The organism is Streptomyces sp. CA-106110 (genome assembly GCF_050936285.1).
GTDB lineage: Bacteria > Actinomycetota > Actinomycetes > Streptomycetales > Streptomycetaceae > Streptomyces.
Window position 1 is genome coordinate 2,389,721 of the sequence record NZ_JBNJNB010000001.1, and the last position, 24,712, is coordinate 2,414,432.

The 24,712-nt window shown below is 69.5% G+C and carries 24 protein-coding genes and 3 pseudogenes; 16 read left to right on the plus strand and 11 right to left on the minus strand.

Annotated features, from left to right (window positions below):
• The first annotated feature begins 79 nt into the window (after nucleotides 1-79).
• Both ACQEXA_RS11045 and ACQEXA_RS11050 read left to right on the plus strand, forming a co-directional pair.
• Nucleotides 80-802 (plus strand): response regulator transcription factor, encoded by a 723-nt coding sequence (locus tag ACQEXA_RS11045; RefSeq protein ID WP_432935040.1) that lies wholly within the window; start codon nucleotides 80-82, stop codon nucleotides 800-802.
• Nucleotides 792-1,904, plus strand: coding sequence for a sensor histidine kinase (locus ACQEXA_RS11050; protein ID WP_432935039.1), 1,113 nt, complete (start codon nucleotides 792-794; stop codon nucleotides 1,902-1,904). Before ACQEXA_RS11045 ends, ACQEXA_RS11050 begins: the two co-directional genes overlap by 11 nt.
• Before the next feature lie 432 nt (nucleotides 1,905-2,336).
• Here ACQEXA_RS11050 and ACQEXA_RS11055 read toward each other — a convergent pair whose 3' ends face one another.
• The 5 genes from ACQEXA_RS11055 to ACQEXA_RS11075 all read right to left on the minus strand — a co-directional run bounded on the left by ACQEXA_RS11055 (nucleotide 2,337) and on the right by ACQEXA_RS11075 (nucleotide 5,867).
• Nucleotides 2,337-2,747, minus strand: coding sequence for a hypothetical protein (locus tag ACQEXA_RS11055; RefSeq protein ID WP_432935038.1), 411 nt, complete (start codon nucleotides 2,745-2,747; stop codon nucleotides 2,337-2,339).
• Nucleotides 2,744-3,880, minus strand: a complete 1,137-nt coding sequence (locus ACQEXA_RS11060; RefSeq protein WP_432935037.1) for a molybdopterin-dependent oxidoreductase — start codon at nucleotides 3,878-3,880, stop codon at nucleotides 2,744-2,746. Before ACQEXA_RS11060 ends, ACQEXA_RS11055 begins: the two co-directional genes overlap by 4 nt.
• 257 nt (nucleotides 3,881-4,137) lie before the next feature.
• Complete coding sequence (locus tag ACQEXA_RS11065; RefSeq protein ID WP_432935036.1) at nucleotides 4,138-4,284, minus strand: hypothetical protein; 147 nt, start codon at nucleotides 4,282-4,284, stop codon at nucleotides 4,138-4,140.
• Between the two features lie 314 nt (nucleotides 4,285-4,598).
• The gene (locus tag ACQEXA_RS11070) at nucleotides 4,599-5,624 is read right to left on the minus strand and encodes a Ppx/GppA family phosphatase (RefSeq protein ID WP_432935035.1); all 1,026 of its coding nucleotides are present in this window, start codon (nucleotides 5,622-5,624) and stop codon (nucleotides 4,599-4,601) included.
• Nucleotides 5,625-5,711: 87 nt separating this feature from the next.
• On the minus strand, nucleotides 5,712-5,867 hold the full coding sequence (locus ACQEXA_RS11075; RefSeq protein WP_359406876.1) for a DUF6131 family protein: 156 nt from the start codon (nucleotides 5,865-5,867) through the stop codon (nucleotides 5,712-5,714).
• A 543-nt stretch (nucleotides 5,868-6,410) separates the two neighbouring features.
• Between ACQEXA_RS11075 and ACQEXA_RS11080 the strand changes: the two are divergent.
• From ACQEXA_RS11080 to ACQEXA_RS11095, 4 genes and pseudogenes are all read left to right on the plus strand, one after another.
• A pseudogene (locus ACQEXA_RS11080) lies at nucleotides 6,411-6,840 on the plus strand (isochorismatase family cysteine hydrolase); the annotation flags it as partial.
• 55 nt (nucleotides 6,841-6,895) lie between these two features.
• Nucleotides 6,896-7,753: a peptide ligase PGM1-related protein gene (locus tag ACQEXA_RS11085; protein ID WP_432935034.1), complete on the plus strand. Its 858-nt coding sequence runs from the start codon at nucleotides 6,896-6,898 to the stop codon at nucleotides 7,751-7,753.
• A gap of 193 nt (nucleotides 7,754-7,946) precedes the next feature.
• Nucleotides 7,947-8,510, plus strand: coding sequence for a GAF domain-containing protein (locus ACQEXA_RS11090; protein ID WP_433129577.1), 564 nt, complete (start codon nucleotides 7,947-7,949; stop codon nucleotides 8,508-8,510).
• A gap of 66 nt (nucleotides 8,511-8,576) precedes the next feature.
• Nucleotides 8,577-9,305: a PP2C family protein-serine/threonine phosphatase gene (locus ACQEXA_RS11095; protein ID WP_432935032.1), complete on the plus strand. Its 729-nt coding sequence runs from the start codon at nucleotides 8,577-8,579 to the stop codon at nucleotides 9,303-9,305.
• A 15-nt stretch (nucleotides 9,306-9,320) separates the two neighbouring features.
• On the opposite strand, the gene ACQEXA_RS11100 is transcribed toward ACQEXA_RS11095, so the two are convergent.
• The gene (locus ACQEXA_RS11100; RefSeq protein ID WP_432935031.1) at nucleotides 9,321-10,031 is read right to left on the minus strand and encodes an ANTAR domain-containing protein; all 711 of its coding nucleotides are present in this window, start codon (nucleotides 10,029-10,031) and stop codon (nucleotides 9,321-9,323) included.
• Between the two features lie 141 nt (nucleotides 10,032-10,172).
• Between ACQEXA_RS11100 and ACQEXA_RS11105 the strand changes: the two genes are divergently transcribed.
• Nucleotides 10,173-10,514 carry a MarR family transcriptional regulator gene (locus ACQEXA_RS11105; RefSeq protein ID WP_432939753.1) on the plus strand — a complete coding sequence of 114 codons (342 nt, stop codon included), beginning with the start codon at nucleotides 10,173-10,175 and terminating at the stop codon, nucleotides 10,512-10,514.
• Nucleotides 10,515-10,592: 78 nt separating this feature from the next.
• Nucleotides 10,593-11,921: an IS701 family transposase gene (locus tag ACQEXA_RS11110; protein ID WP_432933157.1), complete on the plus strand. Its 1,329-nt coding sequence runs from the start codon at nucleotides 10,593-10,595 to the stop codon at nucleotides 11,919-11,921.
• A 180-nt stretch (nucleotides 11,922-12,101) separates the two neighbouring features.
• On the opposite strand, the gene ACQEXA_RS11115 is transcribed toward ACQEXA_RS11110, so the two are convergent.
• Both ACQEXA_RS11115 and ACQEXA_RS11120 read right to left on the minus strand, forming a co-directional pair.
• On the minus strand, nucleotides 12,102-12,245 hold the full coding sequence (locus ACQEXA_RS11115; RefSeq protein WP_433129579.1) for a hypothetical protein: 144 nt from the start codon (nucleotides 12,243-12,245) through the stop codon (nucleotides 12,102-12,104).
• A gap of 57 nt (nucleotides 12,246-12,302) precedes the next feature.
• Entirely contained in the window at nucleotides 12,303-12,896 is a 594-nt protein-coding gene (locus ACQEXA_RS11120; protein ID WP_432935029.1) for a TetR/AcrR family transcriptional regulator, read from the minus strand.
• Between the two features lie 170 nt (nucleotides 12,897-13,066).
• Here ACQEXA_RS11120 and ACQEXA_RS11125 point away from each other — a divergent pair, with 170 nt between their 5' ends.
• The 5 genes from ACQEXA_RS11125 to ACQEXA_RS11145 all read left to right on the plus strand — a co-directional run bounded on the left by ACQEXA_RS11125 (nucleotide 13,067) and on the right by ACQEXA_RS11145 (nucleotide 18,651).
• Nucleotides 13,067-14,017: an alpha/beta hydrolase family protein gene (locus ACQEXA_RS11125; protein ID WP_432935028.1), complete on the plus strand. Its 951-nt coding sequence runs from the start codon at nucleotides 13,067-13,069 to the stop codon at nucleotides 14,015-14,017.
• Nucleotides 14,018-14,122: 105 nt separating this feature from the next.
• Nucleotides 14,123-15,142, plus strand: coding sequence for an aldo/keto reductase (locus ACQEXA_RS11130; protein ID WP_432935027.1), 1,020 nt, complete (start codon nucleotides 14,123-14,125; stop codon nucleotides 15,140-15,142).
• A gap of 168 nt (nucleotides 15,143-15,310) precedes the next feature.
• Nucleotides 15,311-15,688 carry a hypothetical protein gene (locus ACQEXA_RS11135; protein WP_432935026.1) on the plus strand — a complete coding sequence of 126 codons (378 nt, stop codon included), beginning with the start codon at nucleotides 15,311-15,313 and terminating at the stop codon, nucleotides 15,686-15,688.
• Nucleotides 15,689-15,701: 13 nt separating this feature from the next.
• On the plus strand, nucleotides 15,702-17,495 hold the full coding sequence (locus ACQEXA_RS11140; RefSeq protein WP_432935025.1) for an L-lactate permease: 1,794 nt from the start codon (nucleotides 15,702-15,704) through the stop codon (nucleotides 17,493-17,495).
• A gap of 241 nt (nucleotides 17,496-17,736) precedes the next feature.
• Entirely contained in the window at nucleotides 17,737-18,651 is a 915-nt protein-coding gene (locus ACQEXA_RS11145; RefSeq protein ID WP_433129581.1) for an RNA repair domain-containing protein, read from the plus strand.
• Nucleotides 18,652-18,712: 61 nt separating this feature from the next.
• Here the strand turns inward: ACQEXA_RS11145 and ACQEXA_RS11150 are convergent.
• A pseudogene (locus ACQEXA_RS11150) lies at nucleotides 18,713-19,170 on the minus strand (substrate-binding domain-containing protein); the annotation flags it as partial.
• Nucleotides 19,171-19,337: 167 nt separating this feature from the next.
• Here ACQEXA_RS11150 and ACQEXA_RS11155 point away from each other — a divergent pair.
• Nucleotides 19,338-20,990, plus strand: a complete 1,653-nt coding sequence (locus ACQEXA_RS11155; protein ID WP_433129583.1) for an IS200/IS605 family accessory protein TnpB-related protein — start codon at nucleotides 19,338-19,340, stop codon at nucleotides 20,988-20,990.
• Here ACQEXA_RS11155 and ACQEXA_RS11160 read toward each other — a convergent pair.
• Nucleotides 20,966-21,160, minus strand: a pseudogene (locus ACQEXA_RS11160) (substrate-binding domain-containing protein); the annotation flags it as partial. The gene ACQEXA_RS11155 and the pseudogene ACQEXA_RS11160 overlap by 25 nt on opposite strands.
• Before the next feature lie 179 nt (nucleotides 21,161-21,339).
• On the opposite strand from ACQEXA_RS11160, the gene ACQEXA_RS11165 reads away from it, so the two are divergent.
• Together ACQEXA_RS11165 and ACQEXA_RS11170 are read left to right on the plus strand one after the other, a co-directional pair.
• Nucleotides 21,340-22,158, plus strand: a complete 819-nt coding sequence (locus tag ACQEXA_RS11165) for an SAM-dependent methyltransferase (RefSeq protein ID WP_432935022.1) — start codon at nucleotides 21,340-21,342, stop codon at nucleotides 22,156-22,158.
• A gap of 140 nt (nucleotides 22,159-22,298) precedes the next feature.
• The gene (locus ACQEXA_RS11170) at nucleotides 22,299-23,174 is read left to right on the plus strand and encodes a PhzF family phenazine biosynthesis isomerase (RefSeq protein ID WP_433129585.1); all 876 of its coding nucleotides are present in this window, start codon (nucleotides 22,299-22,301) and stop codon (nucleotides 23,172-23,174) included.
• 201 nt (nucleotides 23,175-23,375) lie between these two features.
• Here the strand turns inward: ACQEXA_RS11170 and ACQEXA_RS11175 are convergent, their stop codons facing one another.
• Complete coding sequence (locus ACQEXA_RS11175; protein WP_432935020.1) at nucleotides 23,376-24,650, minus strand: MFS transporter; 1,275 nt, start codon at nucleotides 24,648-24,650, stop codon at nucleotides 23,376-23,378.
• Between the last annotated feature and the right edge of the window lie 62 nt (nucleotides 24,651-24,712).

A 24,712-nucleotide genomic window follows, 5' to 3' on the forward strand; every position in this document is an offset into this window, starting at 1 on the left:
GGATTTGGTGATCTTACGGATCGCTGACGTCCGCAGCCGCGCCCGCCGACTGCTGTGAGCCGGTGCGAGACTCGATGGCGTGAAACGCGTACTCGTCGTGGACGACGACCCCACCGTCTCCGAGGTCGTCGCCGGCTATCTGGGCCGGTCGGGCTTCGCCGTCGACGTGGCCGCCGACGGACCCGCCGCCGTGGCCCGCGCCGCCGCCCAGCCACCCGACCTGGTGGTGCTGGACCTGATGCTGCCCGGCATGGACGGGCTTGAGGTCTGTCGCCGCATCCGCAGGAACAGCCCGATCCCTGTGATCATGCTGACGGCGCGCGGCGACGAGGAGGACCGCATCCTCGGCTTGGAGGTCGGGGCGGACGACTACGTCACCAAACCCTTCAGCCCCCGTGAACTCGTCCTCAGGGTGGAGTCGGTGCTGCGTCGTACGGGAGCGCCGGCCGCCGCGCAGACCGCCCCGCCCGGATCCTGGCTGCGCGCCGGCCCTCTCGCCCTGGACCCCAACGCCCGCCGCGTCACCCGCCACGGCACCGAACTCTACCTGACCATCCGGGAGTTCGACCTGCTGGAGTACTTTCTGCGAAACCCCGGACGGGCGACGAGCCGCGAGGAGCTGATGCGCCGGGTGTGGGGCTGGGAGTTCGGCGACCTGTCGACCGTCACCGTCCACGTGCGGCGCCTGCGGGAGAAAGTCGAGGACGACCCGGCACACCCCCGCCTGATCAGCACCGTGTGGGGCGTGGGCTACCGCTTCGACCCTCCCCTGGCAGGCAACGGAGCCGACGATGCTGCATGACACCCTCCTGATCGCGGCCTACGCGGCCATCGGCGCCGCGGGTGCGGGCCTGCTCGGCACGGGCGTCCTGCGGCTGCTGCGCAACCGCTCGGTCACGCTGTCCCTGGCAGTGGTGGCCGCCGTCACCGTCGCTGCGATGCTCGCCGGAACCATGCTGGTGTCATGGGCCATGCTCCTGTCCGACCACGACCTGTGGGTCGTGACGATGGTGTGCTCCATCGCGGCGGTCGTCTCGCTCGGGGTGGCGTTCACGCTCGGCCGCGGCGTCGTCCGCGGCAGCCGAGCCCTGGCCGAGGCCACCCGTGCCCTCGGCGACGACGGCAGTTTCGTCCCGCCCGCCGCCGCACCCACCGCCGAACTCGCCGAACTGGGCCGCGAACTCGCCGCCACCAGCGCGAAGCTCGCCGCATCCCGGGAGAGGGAGAGGGCCCTGGAGGACTCCCGGCGCGAACTGGTCGCCTGGATCTCCCACGACCTGCGCACCCCGCTCGCCGGACTGCAGGCCATGACCGAGGCCCTGGAGGACGGCATGGTCGACGACCCGAGCGTCTACCACGCCCGAATCCGCGCGGAGGTCGGACGCATGACCGGCATGGTCGGCGACCTCTTCGAACTGTCCCGCATCCAGGCCGGCGTCCTCGCCCTGAACACCACCCGCATGTCGGTCTACGACCTGGTCGGCGACGCGCTCGCGGGCGCCGACGCACTGGCCAAGGAGCACGGCGTACGGATCATCGGCGACGGGGTCGAGCCCGTCCCGGTCGAAGTCGACGGCCGCGAGATGTCCCGCGTCCTGGCCAACCTGCTCGTCAACGCGATCCACCGCACGCCCACCGACGGCACGGTCGCGGTCTCCGCCCACCGGGAGGCGAACAGCGTCGTCGTGTCGGTCACCGACGGCTGCGGCGGCATCCCCACGGAGGACCTGCCCCGCGTCTTCGACACCGGCTGGCGCGGTACCGACGCACGAACCCCACCGGCCGGAGCAGGTCTGGGCCTGGCGATCGTGCGCGGGATCGTAGAGGCCCACCAGGGGCGCGCGGCGGTGAGCAACGTCCCCGGCGGCTGCCGCTTTGAGGTCCGCTTGCCCGCCGCGGTCTGAGGAGCCCGCCGACAGCAGGACCGGCCCCGTTCGAGAAACAGGACCGGTCCTTCCGCTTTCGTCGCGGTCGGCGGCCGGTCGGCGGCGGACGTCTATCGGCCTGCAGTCGGGTTGTCGCGAACTCCGTCATGCCCTCTACGAAGAACGACCTGCGGCTTCCAGCCCGGTTCGTCGCACAGCCTGCGCGGGGGTGCGGTGATGTGGCGGACATCGCCGAGCCGGCACTCCCCCGTGACGATCATCCAGGGCCCGTACACGTTGTGAGCGTGCCGACTCGCCGGCCGACGGCGCGCACCCCTGCGGAGGCGAGGAGTACCTGCGCGAGATTGTGGCGGCGTGGACGTTGCGCGGATCGAGCGGGGCGTCCTCGGCCACCAGGCCGTGGGCGAACCACTCGTAGCACGAGCCCAGGAGCCGGAAGGCGGACGGGACCTACATAGGTGGCCGCCGACGGCTGCGGCGGATGGCCCGTACGGCCGGCAGGAGGGCCGTGACGGTCGCCACCGCCGCCAGCGTGAGCAGCCAGTTGCGCGGGTAGTCCAGCGGCAGAACCGAGGAGTTGGCCGGCTTCCCCGGGCGCAGCAGCACCGGCAGGGCGACCGCCGTCAGGGCGCCCGCGACCAGCAGTGCCCCGCGCACCGGCCCGCGCGCACCGCCGCGGACCAGCACCCATCCGATGAGCAGCACCAGCGGTGCGATCAGCGCGTCGTGCAGCACCACCGCCCCGCCGAGCCAGACCAGAACACCCGTCAGGTCGGGCACGTCCAGCAGCAGGGAGGCGCCGACGCCCATCAGCGTCAGACCGACCGCACCCGTGAGCAGTCTCGTCACGCTCAGCCTCATGACAGCACCTCCAGTCGGCCGACCCACTTGGTCTGCAGCACGCCGGGCCGGTTCGGGGCGATCAGACGCACCGGGTAGCCGTGGTCCGGGGAGAGTTCCTCGCCGTTGAGGCGCAGGGCGAGCAGGGTCAGCGGGTCATGGGCGTGCTCGTGTCCCATCTCGGAGACGCGGTATCCGCCTCGCGTCTGCAGGGACACCACGCGTACGCGGACGTGCGGCGGGGCGCCGGCAAGCTCCAGGAGGTCCATGACGCGCACGCCCGTCCAGTGCGCCGACTTGCTCCACCCCTCCACGCAGGCGATCGGCAACTCCACCTCGCGCTGTGGCAGGCCCCGCAGCTCGTCCAGGGTCAGCGTGAAGGGCCGCGGCCCGGCGACCGTCAGGCGGTAGCGCTCGGCCGGAATCAGCCCGACTCCGGCCGCGGCGGCGGTCCGGTTGACCGGCAGGCCCTGCGGGCCGTGGTCGGGATGACGGGGCGCGAGCAGGTCGAGGTCCTTGAGAGGAGTGAAGGACTGGCCGACCGTGGTCACGGTGACCGCGCCGACCGCCGCTGCGACCCCGGCAAGCAGCGAGCGCCGGTCGGGCCCGTCCTCTTCGGGCAGGGCCAGGGTGCCCAAAGAGCGCCGGCTCCAGTGGGCCCGGATCTCGGGGGCCTTGACCGCGATGTGCAGCAGGAGCGCTCCGGCCACCAGCCAGGCCACGGCGTAGTGCACCGGTACGAAGGAGAACGGCCACGGATACCACTGGGCGGTGTTCAGCAGGCCGGTGGCCACTTCGAAGACCGCCGCAGCCACCAGCACGGCCACCGACAGCCGCTCCAGGGCGTGCCGCACCGACTGCACCGGCGGCCAGGCGAACAGCCGCGGGTACACCGTCCACAACTTCGCCAGCAGCAGCGGAATCGCCGCGATACCCGATGCGACGTGGAGCCCCTGCGTGAGCCGGTAGCCCCACACCGGGCGGCTCGGCGGATCACCGGCCGGCCAACCGGGCGGATGCTGCAGCACATGGCTGATCAGACCGGTGACGAAGCACACCGCGAAGGCGAGGCCGAGCCACCGCCCGATCGAGGTCGCCGTGCGGGCGTCGTGCAACCTGCCCCTGAACACCGGCGGAAACAAGCGGGATCTCATGCCTCCCATCACAGCCGCCACGAGGCGGCCGCGGAACGCCCGGGCCCCTTACGGAACAGGGACATCCACGTCGTGGCGTGACCTGCCGTAGCACTGGACCACGCCTTGATCCGGAACCAGCGCCATCTCCTCTACGAGCTCCACGAGTTCGAGAAGCGAGACGGGACCGCCAGGCCTTGTCGCGGTCAGGGACGCGGGCCTTTCACGGCTTCGAGCGGGACGCCGTGCCTGCTCAGATAGCGCCGTATGCGCCTGTCTCAGAGGTAGCCGCTGAGAAACACCGCGAGGCCGACGGCGAGGCCACCGGTGAAGATGACGATCTGTCCGTTGCCGTTGAGGAAGGTCCAGATGGTCACCGCGGCACCCAGGACGGCCAGCAGGACCCCCAGATCATCCGTACCCACGCTTGACTGAAGTCGGATCGGATCTCGACTTGTAGTGCCGGTGTCATCGGGTGCGGGCCGTGCGGACCCTCGTTTGCCCACCGCTTCATATGTCCCCCTGTCAGTGATGGCGGGGGGACAGTACACCGGGCCGTGTGGCGGAACTCCTCGCACGTACGATCCGTCACTCAATCTTCGGTGAGGAGCGCTCAATCTTCGCCGTCAGGTCAGCCGACAGGGCCCGACGCGGGGGGTGGGTGTGGGGGGTGAGGTCGGGCACCCGGACCGCCCGGAAGAGACCGCCTGCCTTCGTGTCGCGCGGGAGCCGCCCGGGTTCAGGGTGCAGGCGACGGCGCGGCCGCGCGCAGTGGGAGAGGCCTGACCGTGGTTGCGCCGAGGCGGCTGACGCCGTCGAGCCGCTCGATGTCGGTCCACCAGTCGGCCCCGTCCTCCAAGTAGCGCAGGAGGATGCCTTCGCGCAGGGCCCAGGGGCAGATCGCGAGGGTCTTCACCCTGCTCAGTTTCATCGCGGTATGGGCGACGATGGCCCCTGCCAGGCTCTGCCGGGCCCGGGGTGCGGAGATGCCGGGCAGTCGGGACCGCTCGGTCGCGGACAGAGTCGCCAACCGCTCGATCGCGAGGCGCAGGTCTCTTCGGTGCAGGACCCGTTCGGCGAACGGGCCGTGACGCCCCGGCAGGGCGCCGCACAACCGCGCCAGCTGCTGGAACATCCGCGATGTGGCGACGACGGTGTGGGGCTGTTCCCAGCGGATCCTGGTGGTGGCGTCGCGCAGCTGATGACGGACCGCGCGGCGCAGGGCATGCACCTCATCCGGCGAAGGAGGGTCCTGGCAGGCGAAGAACTCGTTGGTCAGACGGTTGGCGCCGAGCGGCAGGGAGGCCACGAATTCCGGCATCCGGCCACGGCCGAAGGCCACTTCCAGGGAGCCGCCGCCGATGTCGAAGAGGGCCAGCGGGCCCGAGCGCCAGCCCATCCAGCGCCGGACACTCAAGAAGGTGAGCTCGGCCTCCACCTCGCCGGGCAGCACGCACAGCGCAAGCCCGGTCTGGGTGCGCACCGCCCGCAGGACGTCCGCCCGGTCGGGTGCGTTGCGCACCACGGCCGTGGCGAACGCCAACGGTTCCGGCGCGCCCCAGCGCCGGGCCGTCTCGACTGCCCCGTTCAGCGCTGTCACGAGCTGCGCTGTGGCTGATTCCCCGAAGCGGCCGTCAGTTCCGACCGCTTCGGACAAGCGGAGCCTCCATTTCGCGGTGTGCACCGGCAGCGGCACACCGTCTTTCACGTCGGTCACCACCAGCCGGACGGTTTTTGATCCCGCGTCCACCACGCTCAGTCTCATGGGCGCGTGTCTACCCCACATGGGACAGGCAATGCACCCACCGGCACCATGCGGTCACCGTCAGCCGATCGGGCCGACTCGCACCATCTACCAGTAATGCCGACGCCCGCCCACTGCGTGCCCGACGGCGCCCAGGACCCAGAGCACGAGGCCGATGACCACCAAGATGCAACCGATGGTCCAAAGGATCGAGAGTCCCGTGAGGAGACCGATGATCAGCAAAATGATCCCGAGAATAATCACGCTGTCCTCCGTTTTGCCCTTCCAGAAGGTGATCGACTCGGCCGTCGAGACCCCGTTCCCGGGGTCTTTGAATGCGCATACACCGCGTACCCCGTACACCCGGATTACACCGCCGTTACTCCGACAGGATGACCGGACCGCGAGACCGTCCAGGCGCGCGAGCGTGGCACCGGCGCCTCGCTGGATCGACGTGGTGCCCAACGAGGACGCCACGGTCAGGGGACCCTGCTCCGTCCCTGAGACCGGAGGCGCCCTGCCCGGGATCCGACATCGACGGCAGCAGGTGGTTCCGGGGAATCCGTCCCGGGTACTCGAGTCGTCTCGACGAGCAAGGCGTTGACCGGAGCTTTCGTCCCCGGCCGGCATACGGCTGGGCGCTGACGTACAGAACAGGTATCCGGAACCGTGGAGCCTGCGTCGGCCGGCGCGTCCGTGACCGCGCCGACTTCCGTGCTCCGACCCCCTGGGGCTGAGCCTTGAGACCGGCTCCGGTGTCCTGACCCGGTTGCGCGACTGACGGCACAAGCGGTGGACGGAGTTCACATGCCCGGAGAGCAGAGGGGCCGCGCGCTCATCGTGATCGACATGATCAACACGTACGATCACGAGGACGCCGAACTGCTCGTGCCCTCCGCCGAGCGTGTCGTCCCCGTGCTGGCGGACCTGATCGGCCGGGCCCGCGAAGCCGATGCACCGGTGATCTACGCGAACGACAACTTCGGGCGGTGGCGCTCCCATCACGGAGGAACTCGTGGACACTGCGCTGGCCCGCCCGCACGCCGACCTGATCGAGCCGATCAAGCCCGACGACGACTCCCTCTTCGTGGTGAAGGCGCGCCATTCCATCTTCTTCGAGACCCCCATGTCGTACCTCCTGTGGCAACTGGAGGTAGGGCATGGGGTGCTGTGCGGACAGGTCACCGAACAGTGCATCCTCTACTCGGCCCTGGACGCCCATATCCGCCACCTGGAGGTCACGGTGCCTTGCCTCCGACCTCGGCATTCCGGTCGTTCCCTACGCCCCGGGCATGGACCTGACGGCGTCAGGTGCCGTCGGGAGCGCCGCGGTTCTCAACACCAAGACGGGCTTTCGCTCCCATGCCGAACGCATCGGGATGCGCCTGCCCCGCGCAAGGGTCTGCACGGGAACGGAGTTGCAGCGAACGGTCCGTGACCTGCTCGACTCCCATCCCCGACTGGTCGTCAAGCCGGACCGTTCGGCCGGTGGCAAAGGGTTGCGTTTCGTCTCCCGGGGGGATCCGGTCACGACTCAGGGACCTGAGGGGAGCGGCCTGTGGGTCGTCGAGGAATACGTGGGCCCTGGCATCTCCGTCAGCGCGCAGCTCACGGTCGAGGAGCAAGGCCCCCGGACGCTGTTCGCCGGCACCATGCGCGTGCGGGAGGGAGCCTTCACCGGCTATGTGTCACCACCACCCGGTGTCGGGCACGCCGTACTGAAGGAACTGGAGGCATGGGGACTCGGCCTGGGACGGCGCCTCCGGGCGAGCGGGTACCTCGGGCCGTTTGATGTGGACGCCGTCCTGGCACACGACGGAACGCTCTATGCGACCGAATGCAATATCCGCCGTACCGCGACCACTACTCCCTATGCCATGGTCTCGCGTCTCGAGGGCCAGGACTCGGGTCTCTTCGCCGGGGCCCGGCTCATCGACCATCGGCACTGCTCCACGGATCACGGCGACTTCGAGAAGGTGCTCCGAATTCTGAGATCGACTCGTCTGACCTACGACCCGGACCAAGGAGAAGGCGTCGTTCTGTACTCCGACATGCCGGGCGGTGGGACACCCTTGTGCTATGCCGTGATCGCGCCGGAGCACGAGCGCCTCTTCGCCCTGGAAGCCGACCTGGCCGATGTATTGAGCTGAGAAGAACCGCGGACGAGGCACCGCGGCCCCAACCGGTACCGGGTAGCACCCCTCCGTGCCCTGCCCACGCACCGGACGGCGAGGGTGGAAGCGCGGGCGTCAGGACGTGCCGCCATCGCACGTTGCACCGGTGGGAGGCAAGCTGAGAGTGCGGCGCGTGCATGCGAACGGGGAGGCGGGCGGAGGCGGTCTCGTGGATGAGTTCGATGTGGACGCGGAACTGCAGCAGGCGCTGGACCGTCTGGCGCTGCTGGCGGAGGTCACCAAAGCCCTGGGGAGCACTCTGGACGCGGACGAGGGGCTGCGGCGGGTGTGCAGGATCGTGGTTCCGCAGCTGGCGGACTGGTGCGCCATGGACCTGCTGGAGGGCGGAGAACAGTTGCGGCGCGTGTGTGTGACCCACCGCGACCCCGCCCTGCTGCACGGGTTGCTGGAGAGCTGCCTTCCGGTACCCGCCGAAGCCACCGGTCCGCTGGCCCGGGTACTGCGAGGGGCCGGACCGCTGCTCCTTCGCCACGCCGAGCTGCCCGTCGAACAGAACGGCTCCACGCGGGGGTGGGACCTTCTGAAGGAGCTGGACGCGGACTCCGCAGTCATCGCACCCTTGCGGGCCCGCCGGCGTGTGATGGGAGCGATCACCCTTGCGCGGACCACGCGCGAGCGGCCCTTCGGCGAAGAAGACCTCGGGCTGGCCGAGGAGCTGTCGCACCGCATCGCTCTGCAGGCCGACAACGCCCGTCTGTATCAGGCAGTGTAGGCCACGGCCGAACACCTTCAGCGCGCTCTGCTTCCTGAGCTGCCGCGCGTCGACGGCCTGGAGTTGGTGGCGCGCTACAGCCCCGCTCGCGCCGAGGCAGCCGAAGTCGGCGGGGACTGGTACGACAGCTTCGTCCTGCCGACCGGCGACACCACCGTGATCATCGGCGATGTCACCGGACATGACATGCGTGCCGCGGTCGCCATGGGTCAGTTGCGCAACATGCTCCGCGGCATCGCCTGCGACCGTCAGGAACCGCCCGATGCCATCCTGCGCCGCCTCGACATCGCCCAGCAGGTGGTGGGCCGGACGACCGCCACCTGCTTCTACAGCGTCATCCACGGCGCGAGGGGCAGTCCCTGGGAGCTCGCCTACTCCAGCGCGGGACACCTGCCTCCCCTGCTGGTCGCCCACGAGGGCGACACGGGCTACCTGGAAGGTGGGGCCGGTCTGATGATCGGCGTCGACCCCGATCATTCCCGCACCATGGCAACCGAACCTCTACCACCCCGCTCCACGCTCCTGCTCTACACCGACGGCCTGATCGAACGCCGTGACGAAAGCCTTGAGAGCGGCCTGACCCGACTGCGCCAGCACGCCGCGGCCCTGCCCCGCGAGCCCCTCCCGGCCATGTGCGACGAACTTCTGGCCGGTCTCCTTGCCGATCCATACCCGGACGATGTCGCTCTCTTGGCCCTGCGCCTGCCTCCCACCGGAACTCCCGGATCCGAAGGCGCTGCACGGTTGTCGCAGGAACCGACCGGTTCCGAGGCCGTCACCGTCCCCATGGACTAGCGCCAACGCTGCGTGCTACGCCTGCTGATCGTCGACGGTGGTGATCCGGGCGACCGCTGCTGTCAGGTGCTTCTGCAGCGGATCCGGCAGGGGCGTCCCATTCACCGTGGTCACGACGTCCGCAGCCAGGCGGTGCAGCTTGGTGTTGGTGTTCTGGGATGCCATGACCAGCACATCCCACGCCTCGTCGGCGCTCAGGCCGAAGGAGGCCATCAGAATTCCACGAGCAAGGTCGATCTCAGGACGCGTCTGCAGGGCTCGTCGAAGCTGAACGACTTCGCACCGGAGTCCGTCGTCGGCTGCGTCCTCTGCGCGCGGCTCGGACCGCCCGGCGGCACGACCCGCATCCTCGCGCGCAGGTGCGAGAAGGTCGGAGGTGCCCGTAAGGGTCAGCAGCCGTTCGGCCACGGGGCCGGCGGCCGTGACAACTATCGACTTCCCCTTGGTGAGTGCCTGCCGCCGAACGGTCAGCAGCACATTGAGTGCGGACCAGTCCCAGAACTCCAGTCCGCTGAGGTCCAGGTCCACGCCCTGGACCGGTCCGTCGAGGGCACTGTGAAGCGTGCTCTCGAGCATCTCGCTGTCCTCGAGACGGAGTCCCCCGCTGAGGGTGACGAGGACACGGTCGCTGTCACGACGTGTGGCGATTGACGGTGAGGTGTCCTCGCGCTCGCAGGCGCTGCCGACTCGGCTGATGGACCGCGCTGCATAGGGCGGCTCCAGCATGACTGCCTCTCTATGGGTACTCGCCAATTACCTTGCTCTCAGCGTCGCGCCCCAAAGCGTAAGACGTCAAGATATACATGAATTTTATTTCGTTCTTTTGAATGCGCGAATGCTTGGTCGTACGATTCGGGGATGGTCGAAGTGGATGGATCGCCTGAGCCACATACCGGATGGACGTTCCTCACGAGTCACGCTCGTGTTCTGGCTACCATCGCCGACAACCGCAACGCGCGTATCCGCGACATCGCCGCACGGTGCCGACTGACCGAACGGGCCGTCCAAAAGATCATTTCGGATCTGGAGCAGGACGGCTACCTGTCCCACAACCGCCAGGGCCGCGGTAACGCCTACCAGATCGACCCGAGCAAGGTCCTGCGCCATCCCGCCGAAGCCGGCCTGACGGTGGCCTCGCTCTTGTCGATGCTGGTCAGGGACGAGGTGGAGCGCCATGGAGTCGTCCACCAGGCCCGCTCCGAGCACTGAGCGCACTCTAGCCCTTCAGTTGGAGATCAGCGGCCCCGCTGTAGTTCCTCGGTCATCGTGTGGGGGTAACTGCCTTGTATGAAGGCGGAGTTACTGGACATTATGCCGGAGATCACCGATCGGGAGCGGGCCGAGGAGTTCTCCGATCAGTTGGAGAACCTGCTGGTGGAGGTTGGCGGGATCTTCCCGCGGGCGGATCTGCGGATGCGGGCCGCGCGGTGCATCCGCGGCCTGCTCTCCCCGGTGTCACGCAAGAATGGCTGGCAGCTTGCCGAGTACGGCGGCGACGCCGAGCCGTGGGGGCAGCAGCATCTGCTGGACCGCTCGGTCTGGGACGTCGATGCGCTGCGGGACTTCACCCGACGCTACGTCATCGATGGCCTGGACGACGGCGGGAGGGGAGCTGGGCCCGGCGGAGCGGGGGTTTTGGTGGTCGACGAGACCGGCTTCGCCAAGAAGGGCCGGGCCTCGGTCGGGGTGGCCAGGCAGTACTCCGGCACGCTCGGCGGGGTCTTCCCGTGCCAGATCGGGGTGATGGCCGCCTGGGCCACCGGACGCGGGCAGGCACTGATCGACCGGGAGATCTACCAGCCCCGGGAATGGACCGAGGACCGGGCCCGCTGCCGCGCCGCACACGTCCCCGACACCGTCGGTTTCGCCACCAAGCCCCGCCTGGCCGAGCAGATGATCGCCCGTACGCTGCCCAACCTTCCCGAGGACCGGGTGTGGGTGGCCGCCGATGAGGTCTATGGACGCGACGGCGCCTTCCGCGTCTTCCTGGAGGAGCACCATCTGCCCTACGCGGTGAACGTGCAGGCCAACCACACGGTGCTGCCCCGTCCCGGCTGGCGGCACGCCGCGAGGCTGGTGGAGCGGCACGCCGCCGAGGACGACTGGGTCACCCTGCCGGCCGGCCCCTCCCAGCTCGACTCCCGCGTCTGGCAGTGGTGGGTACGCCCTATCCCCGACCCTGAGGCGGAGACCGGCGACGGGGCGTGGGCGCGGTGGTTCATCGCCCGGCGACGGCCGCAGACCCCCACCGGGCGCGACTACTACCTGGCCTGGGGCCCGCCCGAGACCACCGTGGAAGAGCTGGTCTGTGTACCCGGGGCCCGCTGGCGAGTGGAGGAAGCGATCAAGCTCGCGAAGTCGGCCGCCGGGATGGCCGATTACGAGGTGCGTTCCTTCCACGGCTGGTACCGGCACATCACCCTGGCCCAGCTGGCCGCGGCCTTCCTGGCTGTCCAGGCCGCGGCCGCCACCCGCGACGAGGAGCCCGCCCCCGGCCCCGACCGCGTCGCGGAGATCCTGCACGCCAGCTTGGACACGCCTCCCGGCCACACAGGGGGACCTCGCCGATCCCACCAGCCCTACCGGCACCGCCGCTATCGCGTTCACGGCGTATGAAATCGCCCGACTGCTGTGGGTGATGGCACCCCAGCCCACCCCGGCCGAGCGGATCCGCCACGGCCTGCACTGGTCCTGGTGGCGACGCTGCCACCAGGCCGTCGCCCGCGCCTGTCACAGGCGGCGCAACCATGCCCGCGAAGCCGAACACCCCACGGCACGGCCGCCACCCACCGGTCCTCAAACTACAGCGGGGCCGCTGATCTCCAACTGAAGGGCTAGAGGTGATGTACGGGAGGGCGGGGCGCAGACGCCGAGTGCGGTGACCGGCACCGCCAGAGCCGTGAGGGCGCGGCCCATGACCCAGCGTGTACGCGACGTCATGGCCGCGGCTCCCAGGACTGAAGCCGCATGTGCACGGGTCATCGAGCGTCGTCAGGATCAGGACGACTGCGGTCGCTGCAGCCCCTGAAGGAGCAGTTCGATCAGCCGGCGGGGGTCATAGCGGGGGTCGTCGTCACGTCCGATGCAGAGGTTGCCGATGCCGCGCATCAGTTCGTACGCCTGTGTACCGGGCCTGATTTCGCCGGCGGCGACCGCTGCGTCGAGCATCTGCTCGCAGACGGGCACCAAGCGGTCGAGGAAGTACGCGTGCAGCGCGTCGAAGCCACTGTCCGATTGCAGCGCGTTGGCGAGTCCGTGCTTCGTCACCAGGAAATCGACGAAGAGGTCGACCCACTGACGGAGTGCCGCGAGGGGAGAGTCGGCGCCGGCCAGCAGGGACGGGCCGGCCTCGGCGCAGGACTCGACCTGGTGGCGGTAGACGGCCACGACGAGATCCGCCCGCGTCGGGAAGTGGCGGTAGATCGTGCCCAGCCCGACACCGGCCTTGGCCGCGATCTGCCGGATCGGCGCGTCGACGCCGGAGGTGACGAACACCTCGGCGGCGGCGGCAAGCAGCGTCTGCTCGTTGCGCTGCGCGTCGGCCCGCTTGCTTCGGGCCGACACCCCCGCGGACTGGCCTGCTGAGGGCACCACACGCTCCTTCCGGACGACGATTGACTAAGCGGAACAGCGTTCCGTATTGTTCTTTCTGGAACAGCGTTCCGCTTCGAGTCTAGCCGCGGCGGCGCCGTCCCGTACCCCTCCCCTGCCGCCGGCCGCATGAGGCCGGCGGCAAAGCCGTGGAAAGGGAAAGGCACCTCATGACTTCCGCAGCCGACACCGTCGGCGCACCCACTCCCGTCCTCTCGCTCAGTCCGGTGGTGCTGCCGGTTCCCGGCCGCGCCGTGGACCTGCACCTACGCGTCTCCGCCCCCGTGACCGGGGATGACCTGCCGGTCGTCCTCCTGTCGCACGGCCACGGACCCTCGAACAACCTCTCCTCGCTCAACGGCTACGCCCCGCTCGCCGACTACTGGGCGGCGCACGGCTTCGTCGTCATCCAGCCCACCCATCTGAGCTCGCGGACGCTGAGCCTGGACCCCTCCACCCCCGGGGCGCCGCTGTACTGGCGATCACGGGCCGAGGACATGCAGCGCATCCTCGGCCGGCTCGACGTGATCGAGGCCGCCACCCCGCAGCTCCGCGGACGCCTGGCCCACGACAAGATCGCCGTAGCCGGGCACTCGATGGGCGGGCACACCGCGAGCCTGCTGCTCGGCGCCCGGCTCACCGATCCCCAGGACGGAACGGAAGTGAACCTGGCCGAGCCGCGGATCACGGCGGGCGTACTGCTTGCCGCGCCCGGCAGAGGGGGCGACGCCCTCACCAAGTCCACGGCCGAGCACTATCCCTTCTTTCTGACCACGGACTTCTCCGCGATGACCACGCCCGCCCTCGTGGTCGCAGGCGACAAGGACACCTCACCCCACCTGACGGTCCGGGGCGCGGACTGGCACACCGACCCGTACCACCTCTCCCCCGGCCCCAAGTCCCTGCTCACCCTCTTCGGTGCAGAACACGGGCTCGGCGGCGTCTCGGGATACGACGTCGCCGAGACCACGGACGAGAACCCCGAGCGAGTCGCCGCGGTCCAGCGGCTCTCGTGGGCGTACCTCCGCACCGAGTTCCATCCCTCGGATCCCGCCTGGCAGACAGCGCAGGACGCGCTGACGGCCGCACCCGACCCGCTCGGACGGGTGGAATCCAAGTAGGCCCACCCGATGGGTGAGCACGCGCGCCATAGACGCGCCACAGAAGCGCCCGAAACCCAACCCACGCGTTGCCGTCACGCTTCACAGAGATTGAGGAACACAGTCATGCAGTACCGCACCTTGGGCCGCACCGGTGTGCAGGTCAGTGCACTCGCGCTCGGCGCGATGAACTTCGGCAAGATCGGACGCACCACCCAGGACGAGGCCACGGCTGTCGTCGACGCCGCTCTCGAGGCCGGCATCAACGTCATCGACACCGCCGACATGTACAGCGGCGGCGAGTCCGAAGAGATGGTCGGCAAAGCAATCGCCGGCCGCCGCGACGACATCGTGCTGGCCACGAAGGCGGGCCTGCCCATGAGCGACGAGCCCAACCATCAGGGCAGCTCCCGCCGCTGGCTGGTCACCGAGCTGGACAACAGTCTGCGCCGCCTCGGCGTCGACCACGTCGATCTCTACCAGATCCACCGGTGGGACCCGCGAACCAGCGACGAGGAGACGCTGTCGGCCCTGACCGACCTGCAACGGGCGGGCAAGATCCGCTACTTCGGCTCCTCCACCTTCCCCGCGTACCGCATCGTGCAGGCCCAGTGGGCGGCCCGCGAGCATCACCTGAGCCGTTACGCCACCGAGCAGCCCAGCTACTCGATCCTGCAGCGCGGGATCGAGACCCACGTCCTGCCCGTGACCGAGCAGTACGGGCTCGGTGTGCTGGCATGGAGTCCCCTGGCCTCGGGCTGGCTGTCCGGCGCGATCCGCGAAGGCCGGGACATCACCACCAACCGCTCCACGTTCATGCCGCAGCGCTTCGACACCGCCGTCCCCGCCAACCGGGCAAGGCTCGACGCCGTCGAAAGGCTGGCCGCAGTCGCCGACGAGGCCGGTCTGACCATGATCCAGCTCGCGCTTGGATTCGTGACCGCGCACCCGGCAGTGACCTCTGCCCTCATCGGCCCCCGCACACTGGACCACCTGAACGCCCAACTCGCCGCCGCCGACACCGTGCTCTCCGCCGACGTGCTCGACGCGATCGACGCGATCGTCGCACCGGGTGTCGACCTCGCCGCACACGAGAAGAACGACACTCCTCCCGCCCTGCTCGACCCCACCTTGCGGCGCCGCTGATCGCCCGGGCAGCGGGCCTTCAGCCGTCCGTCCGGCGGGAATTCGTGTGTGACGTGGGCCACCCGTGACCCTTGACACGGGTGGCGCGCCGCTGCATTGTTCCACCATTCGGTTGGTGTCTACCGAGTAGTGGAATTGACCTCGTCGCCAACACCGCGGAGTACCCGCATGAGACACCGCATCACGTCCTGCGTCGCCATGGGAGCCGGCGCCGGAACGTACAACCTGCTGCACCCTGAGCCCGCCCGCGAACTCGACGAGCGCAGGGCGATTACCGGGCCGGCCACCGGCGCCGAGCTCATGATGGCCGCTGACCGCCGGCGGCCCCGGGTGCTGGATGCAGGTCGCGACCATCCTCGCCCGCGTGAGCGAAGGGGTGCCCTCGCCCGCACCGTGCAGGCGCGCGACACCGCCCTCCGCGGTGTCCCCTTACGGCAGTTACTCGAGCGAGCCCTCGACGACCGTGGCTCCGTCGTCCCGCACGCCATCCCACAGACCACCACGGTGCCGATCCGTGGCGCGGCCCCCTCCTCTCCGGTGTCGTAGAAAAGGGTGCTACATGATCCTCGCCAACTATCAGCAGGACTACAGTCCAGTGGGTCATTCGCTCGGGCTGTCGTCCATCATCGCGATCCTTCCGTTGCTCGTCCTGTTCGTGCTGCTCGGCGTGGTGCGTATGAAGGCGTGGCTCGCCTCGCTGATCTCCCTGATCGTTGCCCTGGTGGTCGCGGTCGCCGTGTACTCGATGCCGTTCGCCGACGCGCTCAACAGCGGGCTGCTGGGCGCCGCGTTCGGCTTCTTCCCGATCATGTGGATCGTCATCAACGCGATCTGGGTCTACAACCTCACCGTCGAGACAGGGCACTTCGACGTGCTCCGCAGGTCGTTCGCGTCCATCAGCGACGACCAGCGGGTGCAAGCGATCATCATCGCCTTCTCCTTCGGCGCCCTCATGGAGGCGCTGGCCGGTTTCGGCACGCCCGTCGCGATCAGTGCGGTCATGCTGATCGCCCTCGGCTTCAAGCCGCTCAAGGCGGCCACCGTCGCCCTGGTCGCCAACACCGCACCCGTGGCGTTCGGCGCGATAGCCGTGCCGATCACCACACTGGCGGGTGTCACCAGCCTGCCCGTGGACGACCTCGGCGCGATGGTCGGCCGGCAGACGCCGATCCTGGCGCTGTTCGTGCCGCTGGCCCTGGTGTTCATCGTGGACGGCCGAAGGGGGCTGCGGCAGACCTGGCCGCCGGCGGTGGTGTGCGGTGTGTCCTTCGCCGTCTTCCAGTACCTGTCCTCGAACTTCTGGTCCGTGCCGCTCGCCGACATCGTCGCCGCGCTCGCCTCCGCGCTGGCGGTCCTGGCGTTCACCCGGGTGTGGCACGCCGAGGAGACGTACCACGAGAGCGACGAGGACCATGGCGTCGACGGCGACCTCGGTGGTGCCGACGGCGGCTCCCGCCGGCCCCAGACCCCCGGCGGGGAACCGGCCCCCGGCAGCGGCGAGTCCGCGGACAGCCAGGTGCTGACCCGGGCCCGCGCGGACGCCGACCGCGACACGCACGACTCGCCGTTGGACGTCTTCAAGGCGTACGCGCCCTACCTGGCCATCATCGTGGTGTTCGTGCTGGCCACCCGAGTACCGGCGATCACCGGAAAGCCGCCGGCCGGGGTCGGGGCGACCGGCTCCGGCCTGGAGTCCGTGACGCACATCGTCAACTGGCCGGGGCTGCACATCGTCAAGGCGAGCGGCGACCCGGTCGCCACCACCTTCAAACTCAACTACCTGTCGGCGGCCGGGACTCTGCTGCTCATAGCCGGACTGATCAGCATGGTGTTGATCCAGGTCGGCCCCCGGCGCGCCCTGCGCGCCTACGGACGCACCCTGGACCAACTGAAGTTCGCGGTACTCACCGTCATGCTGGTGCTGGGACTCGGCTACATCATGAACGAGTCAGGTCAGACCACCACCCTGGGTCTGTGGGTGGCCGGGGCCGGCGGGGCCTTCGCCTTCCTCTCACCGATCCTCGGCTGGCTGGGCGTTGCCGTCACCGGATCCGACACCTCCTCCAACTCCCTGTTCGGCGCCCTCCAGATCACCGCCGCCCACCAGGCCGGCCTGTCGCCCACCCTCATGGCCGCGGCCAACTCCTCCGGTGGCGTGCTCGGCAAGATGATCTCCCCGCAGAACCTCGCCATCGCCGCGGCCGCGGTCGGTTTCGAGGGCCGCGAGGGGATCCTCTTCCGCCGCGTCATCGTGTGGAGCGTGGTCTTCATGCTCTTCATGTGCGTGCTGGTCTACCTGCAGAGCACCTCAGCGCTCGGCTGGATGGTCGTGGACACGCCGGCAACCCCCTGACAGGGACGTGTGCCACGGCCCAGTACGTCGAAATATTGCATCCCTGCAGGTCACGGGGCTGAAGTGGGGTCATGGTCATGATGTACGGCTGACCGGTCGTCCCCTCGCGTAAAGGAAGGGACGCCTGGACAGTGCGGACCTCGAAATCCCGATCCATGGCCTGTGACCTGCAGGTTCTCAACCGTCGAGGACAGCGGCACCCTGGAAGGAGAGATGGTGTGAAGACGGGAGAGGAGGCGCGATGCGGACCAGTGACGAGATCTATCACCGCATCCGCTGGGACCCGCGGTTCGACCCGGCCCGCTTCGTGCTGGGTATCAGCCGGCGCGGGGATGGCCTCGAACGTATCCCGCTGACTTCCTTCGTCCCCGGGGGCGACATCCCGTGGCACCGAGTGGTCTTCATCGAGGCGGACGGCGAGGTGGCCTGGGACCGGACCACGGGGGTGGACCGCTTCGACGCCTCGGGCGCCGGCCGGGTGCGGGAGCCGCAAGCTGACCTGAACTTCGGCACGAGCTCCGGCAGAAGCGAGCCCGCCGGCATCCTCGACGTGTCCCCGACCGTCCGCACGGCGCTGGCCTGGATCCCGCCCGCGGAGCTGTGGCTCCCGATCCAGGACATCCGCCGGGATCACGATCCGCAGATCCACCGCTGGCCGCCGCACGTCAATGTGCTCTTCGGCTTCGTGCCGGAGTCCGACTTCGAGCGTGCGGCCCCGCTGCTCGCCGCGGCGGCGGCCGAGGCGCCGGTCTTCACCGCCCGGCTGGACGGGGTGCGCACCTTCCGACACAAGGCGTACTTCACCGTGTGGCTCGACCCGACGGCGGCCGGCGAGGCGCCGTGGGCGGACCTGTACCGCGTACTGCGGCAACGGTTCCCGCACTGTCGTGGGCCGGCCAAGAACTTCACCCCCCACCTGTCCCTGGGCCGGACCCGGGATCCGCGGCAAGTCACCGCCGACTGCGCCACCCGGCTCGACGCGATGACGGCGACAGTCTGGGAACTCGTCCTGCTCGCACGCAGGGGCGAAGGGCCGATGCGGCCACGGGCCACGGTCGCCCTGCGCACGGGCGAGGTCCGCCGGCTGCCCCCGCCCGGCCTCGAAGCGCCGGGCCCGGAGGACACCGACTGGCTCTCCAGGATCACCGACAGGTGACGTACTCAGCCAGGTGAGGCAGAGCGCCGCCCAGGCCCTCCCGGCACAGCCGGCCTCTGCGTCAGAAGTTGAACTGGTCGATGTTCTTGCTGTCGAACACGGTGGGCTTGCCGAGGGTGATGACGGAGTCCTTGCCGATGGTGAAGGTGCCCATGTCGCCGGCTTTGAAGGTTTCGCCTTGGGTGCCGGTGATCTGGCGGAGGCGAGGGCGATGGTGGTGCGGGCGGCGAGTTCGCCGAGCTTGGCCGGGTCCCACAGTTCGAAGGCGTCGACGGTGCCGTTCTTGACGTACGGGCGCATGTCGTTGGGGGTGCCCAGGCCGGTGAGCTTGACCTGGCCCTTGTACTTGGAGCCGGCCAGGTACTGGGCGGCGGCCTTGATGCCGACGGTGGTGGGGGAGATGATCCCCTTGAGGTTGGGGTACTGCTGGAGCAGGCCCTGGGTCTGCTGGAAGGACTGCTGGACGTCGTCGTTGCCGTAGGCGATCTTGACGAGTTGGACGTTCTTGTACTTGGGGTTGGGAACTGTTCGTTTTCAGGTGTGCATGAGCGTGTGTGAGTGTGCACGAGCGTGTACTGGTTCGTGGTGTTGCAGCGCGCACACGTCGCGTGGCGGGCACTGATGTCAGTGTCGGCCGGTACCGTTCTTCCTGTTGCTGATCAAGCGTTGGGGAGCGGGGTACGTCGATGCGTGATGAGTCGTCGCTGCGCACGATCGCTGCCCCTTTCGTGGCCGTCGGCCCGTCCGGCGTGGCGATCCGCACCCGCCTAAAACACCTGGGGGCCGACGACGAGCAGGTGTTGCGCCTGGTGGGCGCGCATCTGGGCTCGCTGGCCTCGAAGGACCTCAAACGCCGGTGCGCCGACGGTCTGGAGCACTCCACGCATACGTGGGCGGAGCGAAAGCGAGCCCTCACGGAGGAGTCTTCGTCGCGCTGGGCCGGGAGCATCACCAAGGCCACCCACGATCAGTGGGCGCTGGCAAGGCGTGCCCAAAGCGCGCATATCCAAAGCCTTCAGGCGGGCGTGCGGACGATCGCGCACCGCCTGTCCCTGCCGGTCGGGGAGAAGGGAAACAGGCGGGCGCCGGGCGGCTACCGCAGCGCACAGGAGTGGTTCGCCAAGACCCGGCGCCTGCAGGTCCTTCGAGACCGGCTGAGTGCCGAGCAGGCCGACCGCGCTGTGGGCCGCGTCCGCATCGTGCGCGGTGGGAAGCGGCTCGCGCGCAACCGGCACCACCTGCACGCCGCCCAGCTCACGCAGGCCCAGTGGCGGCAACGCTGGGAAGCATCGCGCTGGTTCCTGCAGGCGGACGGGGAATCGGGCAAGCGGTTCGGTAATGAGACCATCCGCGTCACCCCGGACGGCGAGATCTCCCTCAAGCTGCCTGCTCCGCTCGCCCACCTGGCCAACGCCCCGCATGGCCGGTATACGCTCACCGGCGCTGCCCTCTTCCACCACCGCAACGACGAGTGGGCCGACCGCATCACCACGAACCGGGCCGTGGCCTACCGCATCCACTACGACGTGCAGCGCGGGCGCTGGTACCTGACCGCCTCCTGGACCATCCCGCCGGTCAAAACCGTTCCCCTGTCCCACGCCCGCAAGGGCGGTCTGATCGGTGTCGATACGAACGCCGACCACCTCGCCGCCTGGCGGCTGGACGAGCACGGCAACCCCTGCGGCCGGCCGCGCCGGTTCGTCTACGACCTGTCCGGCACCGCGATGCATCGTGACGCCCAGGTACGGCATGCACTGATCCGGCTCCTGCACTGGGCCCAACGCCACGGCCTGTCGATCGCGATCGAAGACCTCGACTTCACCGCGGACAAGACCCGGGAGAAACACGGCCGCCAGAAGCGGTTCAGGCAGGTGATCTCCGGCATGCCCGTATCCAAGCTGCGGGCCCGGCTCGTCAGCATGGCGGCCGAACTCGGCATCCCCATCATCGCCGTCGACCCGGCCTACACCAGCAGGTGGGGCGCCCAGCACTGGCAGAAACCCCTCACCCACAAGAACCGCAAGACCACCCGTCACGATGCTGCGAGCATCGCGATCGGCAGGCGCGCCCTCGGGCATCGCATCCGGCGACGGACGGCACCGCCCCCACACGACCAGAGCGATCGTGTGGGGTATCGGACCGCCCAGGCCGGACACGGCACCCGCGGGCGTGAGGAAACCCGCCCCCGCATCCTTGGACCACGGACACGATCCGCTGGGACCAGACGCGGCGCGAACGCGGGAGACCAGGACGCCCAACACCGTTCGGAGCGTCCGACTGAGCCCGTGCAACTCATGCTCAGTCCTCAGGAACGGTCCTTCAGTTCGTCCTTCATGTAGCCGATCCAGGTGTTCTGGTTCGTGGCGATCTGTGCGGCGGACAGGATCGCGATCTGCCCCTTGTAGCCGATCTGCTGGGCGAGCAGTTGTACTTCGGTGCGGCCGAGGTCTTCGGCGCTGGCCTGTGAGACAAAGGCCTTGCGGCAGCCGGTGTTGGTGTCGGAGTCGTACATCCATGAGCACCGGCGGGTCGTGCTCCAGCCGGAACTGGTGGTCCGCCGATCCAGCCTCGGCGTGCACTGATCACTCTCACCCCGCCGGATCACGGGTCCCCCTTCGCAGAGGAAGGCGCATCCAAGCGTTCCAAAGTGGTGGTCAGCAGGCGACGTTGCAGGGGAGGATGGCCGTCATGACGGCTGAAGGCTCCTCCATCGACTCCACCAAGCCCAGTATCGCCCGCGTCTACGACTACCTGCTCGGCGGCAAGGACAACTACGCCGTGGACCGGGAGATTGGCGACGTGTTCAAACGTGACCTTCCTGGTTCGGTGGCCATCGCCTTCGCCAACCGCGCGGCCCTGACCCGGGCGGTCGGGGAGATCGCGACGACCACCGGCGTACGGCAGTTCATCGACCTGGGCAGCGGTCTTCCGACCGCCGACAACGTCCACCAGGTCGCGCAACGGCACGCTCCGGAGTCCCGGGTCGTGTACGTCGACATCGACCCCCAAGTGCTGGTCCACGGCCGTGCGCTGTTGGAGGAGAACGACCGGACCCGGGTCGTCGCGGCTGATGTACGCAACCCCGAAGACGTCCGTACCCACCCGGACACCGTGGAACTGATCGACTTCGATCAGCCCGTCGCCGTCATGTTCAGCGCCATTCTTCACCACGTCAACGACGAGGAGGACCCGGCTGGAATCGTCCGCTACTGGCGCGACCGGGTGCCCTCCGGGAGCTACTTCTTCGTTAGCCACTTCCGTTCCGGCAACAACCCGGAGACGGCGGAGGCCGAGGGAGTCCTCCAGCAGACGTTCGGCCGCGGTCGGTGGCGCACCGACGAGGAGATCGCATCCCTGCTGGATGGCCTGGAGATCCTCGACCCCGGGATCGTCCCCGCGTCACTGTGGCGTCCTGAGGTGGTCGACAGCCCGTTGAACAGCGGCGGCGAACGGGAACTCACCGTCTGGGAGCGTCTCATCGCCGCTGGACTGGCCCGGAAGGCATAGGACTTGAGGGCGTCCGACGGTTCTGGACCACCCAGGGGCAGCGAAGGCACGTGTCGATGTGCGGCTCCGCCGAAGGCGACCGTCCCCGCTTCCGCCCGCGTCCCGGAATGGCCTCGGGCCCGTCCCGCGTTGCCACGAGCATGACGACGAATCCCCCGCGGCCCGAGGTGCTGCGCTACACCGCCTTCTCCAGCTCCCCCGACGGCGGAAACCCCGCCGGGGTCGTGCTGGACGCCACCGGCCTGGACGACAGCGACATGCTGGCCATCGCCGCCGACCTCGGATACTCGGAGTCCGCGTTCCTGACCGCGCCCCCGGAGGGCCTCGACGGCCCGGAGGGACGGGCGTACACCATCCGTTACTTCAGTCCCAAGGCCGAGGTGCCGTTCTGTGGGCACGCAACCGTCGCGACCGCCGTCGCGCTCGCCGAGCGGACTGGCCCCGGGGAGCTGACGTTCTCGACGCGTGCCGGCATCGTTCCGGTGGAGGTGGCCGAGGAGGGCGGGACGGTCAGGGCCACACTCACCAGTGTCGAGCCGCACATCGAGGAGGTCGCCGACGCCGACCTCGCGGAGGCCCTCGCCGCGCTCGGCTGGCCGGCCGCCGATCTCGACCCGGCCTTCCCGCCCCGTACAGCGTTCGCCGGCGCCCGCCATCTCGTTCTCGCGGCGGCGACGCGAGCCCGCCTGGCCGATCTCGCGTACGACTTCGCGCGCCTCGAAGCCCTGATGCACCGCCTGGACCTGACCACGGTCCAGTTGGTGTGGCAGGAGTCGGCCACCGTCTTCCATGTCCGTGACCCGTTCCCCGTCGGCGGCGTCGTCGAGGACCCGGCAACGGGAGCCGCGGCGGCCGCGTTCGGTGCGTACGTCCGTGAGCTCGGCCTGGTCCCCGAGGACGCCGTTCTGACCTTGCATCAGGGCGAGGACCTCGGTCGCCCGGGCGAGCTCACGGTGACGCTGCGCGCAGGTGACCCGCGGGTCCGCGTCAGCGGCACGGGAGTTCGCATCAGCTGAGGCGCGGTCAGGACGGCGGAGCACCTGTCGGTCGGGGGCCCGCCTCCTGGCTGGCCGCGCCGGCTGCGCCTGCGGAAGGACTCGGCACAGGCGTGGGCACGGAAGGCGAGCTCGGGATCGTCGGAGAGCTCTATCCCGGTGGTGACTCTCCGAAGAAGGGCGGGCCAGTCCTCCGATCGCGGTGACGGCCGTGGCGGTCCGTCAGGCGCGGCTCGGTGTCGGCTCGGGCTCCGGATCGGAGAGGTGCGCTGCGGCGCGGCGGGGAAGCAACAGCGGGGTTGCCAGCAGGAGTACGCCGGCCAGGCCGATGGCCGTACGCGGGCCGAGCAGACTGCCCAGCACGCCCCAGAGGGCCGTCAGGAGCGCGGTCGAGGCCTTGGTCGTCACCGTCCACGCGGACAGCGTGCGGGTGACCCGGTCGGTCGCGGTGCGCTCGAGGCGGTAGGTGGCGTAGACGGGGTTGAAGACGCCGCAGCAGAAGATGAGCCCGAGCTCGACGCCCATCACCAGCAGCAGCCCGCCGGTCCCCGGCCGCAGGAAGGCCAGGCCGACGGGCCAGATCGCGCGTAGTGCCCCGAACACGACCAGGACCCGGTGCTGCCCGAACCGGGTGACGAGCGGTCGGGCCAGCCGCGAACCGAGCAGCCCGCCGATCGAGGGCGCGGCGAAGGCGAGGCCGTACTGCCACGGCGCGAACCCGAATCGGTCGAGCATCAGCACGGCCAGCAGCGGCTCGGCCGCCATCACCAGACCGTTGAACAAAGCGGTGTTGAAGAACAGCGGACGCAGCGTCGCGTCGGCGAGGGTGTACCGCCAACCGTCGAGCAGGTCCCCGGCCCGCATGCGCGGGGCCTCCCGGCGCTCGGGCCGTGGCTCGTGCCCGCCCGTCGCGCGGATGCCCAGGGCTGAGAGCAGGTAGCTGACCGCGTCGGCCACCACCGTCGCCACCGGACCGAGGAGCCCGATCGCTGCGCCGCCCAGCGGCGGTCCGATGATCGTGGTCGTCCAGGCCGTGGACTCGAATCGGGCGTTGGCGACGAGCAGGTCCTCGGCCGGCAGCAGCGTCTTCAGGTACGCGCCCGAGGCGGCGCGGAAGGTGATGTCGGCCGCCGCGACGACGACCGAGACCAGCAGAAGCTGAAGGAAGGTGAGCGCACGGAGCGCGAACGCGGTGGGGATCGTCAGCAACGCCGCGAACCGCACCAGGTCCATCGCGATCAGCACCGGTTGCTTGCGGCGGAACTCCACCCATGGGCCGAGCGGCACCGCTACGGCCGCACCCACCGCGACCCCCACGGAGGAGAGCGCGGCGACCTCGGCCGGTCCGGCGTGCAGCACCCGGATGGCGATCAGCGGGAACGCGCCGAAGGCGAGCCATGTGCCGAGCGCGCTGGTCCCGTACGCTCCCCAGAGCCACCCGAACCGCCGCCCCAGCCGATGTCCGAGCAGTTGTCCCAGCCGGTGCCCGCTCCTCATGCCCGATGCCCCTCGCCACTCACCCGCACAACCGATCCGCGATCGGAAGCATCAAAGCGAGC

Coding starts and splice junctions, on each gene's coding strand:
- ACQEXA_RS11050 (WP_432935039.1), top strand. CDS start 792: ATGCTGCATGACACCCTCCTGATCGCGGCCTACGCGGCCATCGGCGCC.
- ACQEXA_RS11055 (WP_432935038.1), bottom strand. CDS start 2,747: ATGAGGCTGAGCGTGACGAGACTGCTCACGGGTGCGGTCGGTCTGACG.
- ACQEXA_RS11060 (WP_432935037.1), bottom strand. CDS start 3,880: ATGAGATCCCGCTTGTTTCCGCCGGTGTTCAGGGGCAGGTTGCACGAC.
- ACQEXA_RS11070 (WP_432935035.1), bottom strand. CDS start 5,624: ATGAGACTGAGCGTGGTGGACGCGGGATCAAAAACCGTCCGGCTGGTG.
- ACQEXA_RS11085 (WP_432935034.1), top strand. CDS start 6,896: ATGGACCTGACGGCGTCAGGTGCCGTCGGGAGCGCCGCGGTTCTCAAC.
- ACQEXA_RS11100 (WP_432935031.1), bottom strand. CDS start 10,031: ATGCTGGAGCCGCCCTATGCAGCGCGGTCCATCAGCCGAGTCGGCAGC.
- ACQEXA_RS11110 (WP_432933157.1), top strand. CDS start 10,593: ATGAAGGCGGAGTTACTGGACATTATGCCGGAGATCACCGATCGGGAG.
- ACQEXA_RS11115 (WP_433129579.1), bottom strand. CDS start 12,245: ATGACGTCGCGTACACGCTGGGTCATGGGCCGCGCCCTCACGGCTCTG.
- ACQEXA_RS11125 (WP_432935028.1), top strand. CDS start 13,067: ATGACTTCCGCAGCCGACACCGTCGGCGCACCCACTCCCGTCCTCTCG.
- ACQEXA_RS11130 (WP_432935027.1), top strand. CDS start 14,123: ATGCAGTACCGCACCTTGGGCCGCACCGGTGTGCAGGTCAGTGCACTC.
- ACQEXA_RS11135 (WP_432935026.1), top strand. CDS start 15,311: ATGAGACACCGCATCACGTCCTGCGTCGCCATGGGAGCCGGCGCCGGA.
- ACQEXA_RS11140 (WP_432935025.1), top strand. CDS start 15,702: ATGATCCTCGCCAACTATCAGCAGGACTACAGTCCAGTGGGTCATTCG.
- ACQEXA_RS11145 (WP_433129581.1), top strand. CDS start 17,737: ATGCGGACCAGTGACGAGATCTATCACCGCATCCGCTGGGACCCGCGG.
- ACQEXA_RS11155 (WP_433129583.1), top strand. CDS start 19,338: ATGCGTGATGAGTCGTCGCTGCGCACGATCGCTGCCCCTTTCGTGGCC.
- ACQEXA_RS11165 (WP_432935022.1), top strand. CDS start 21,340: ATGACGGCTGAAGGCTCCTCCATCGACTCCACCAAGCCCAGTATCGCC.
- ACQEXA_RS11170 (WP_433129585.1), top strand. CDS start 22,299: ATGACGACGAATCCCCCGCGGCCCGAGGTGCTGCGCTACACCGCCTTC.
- ACQEXA_RS11175 (WP_432935020.1), bottom strand. CDS start 24,650: ATGAGGAGCGGGCACCGGCTGGGACAACTGCTCGGACATCGGCTGGGG.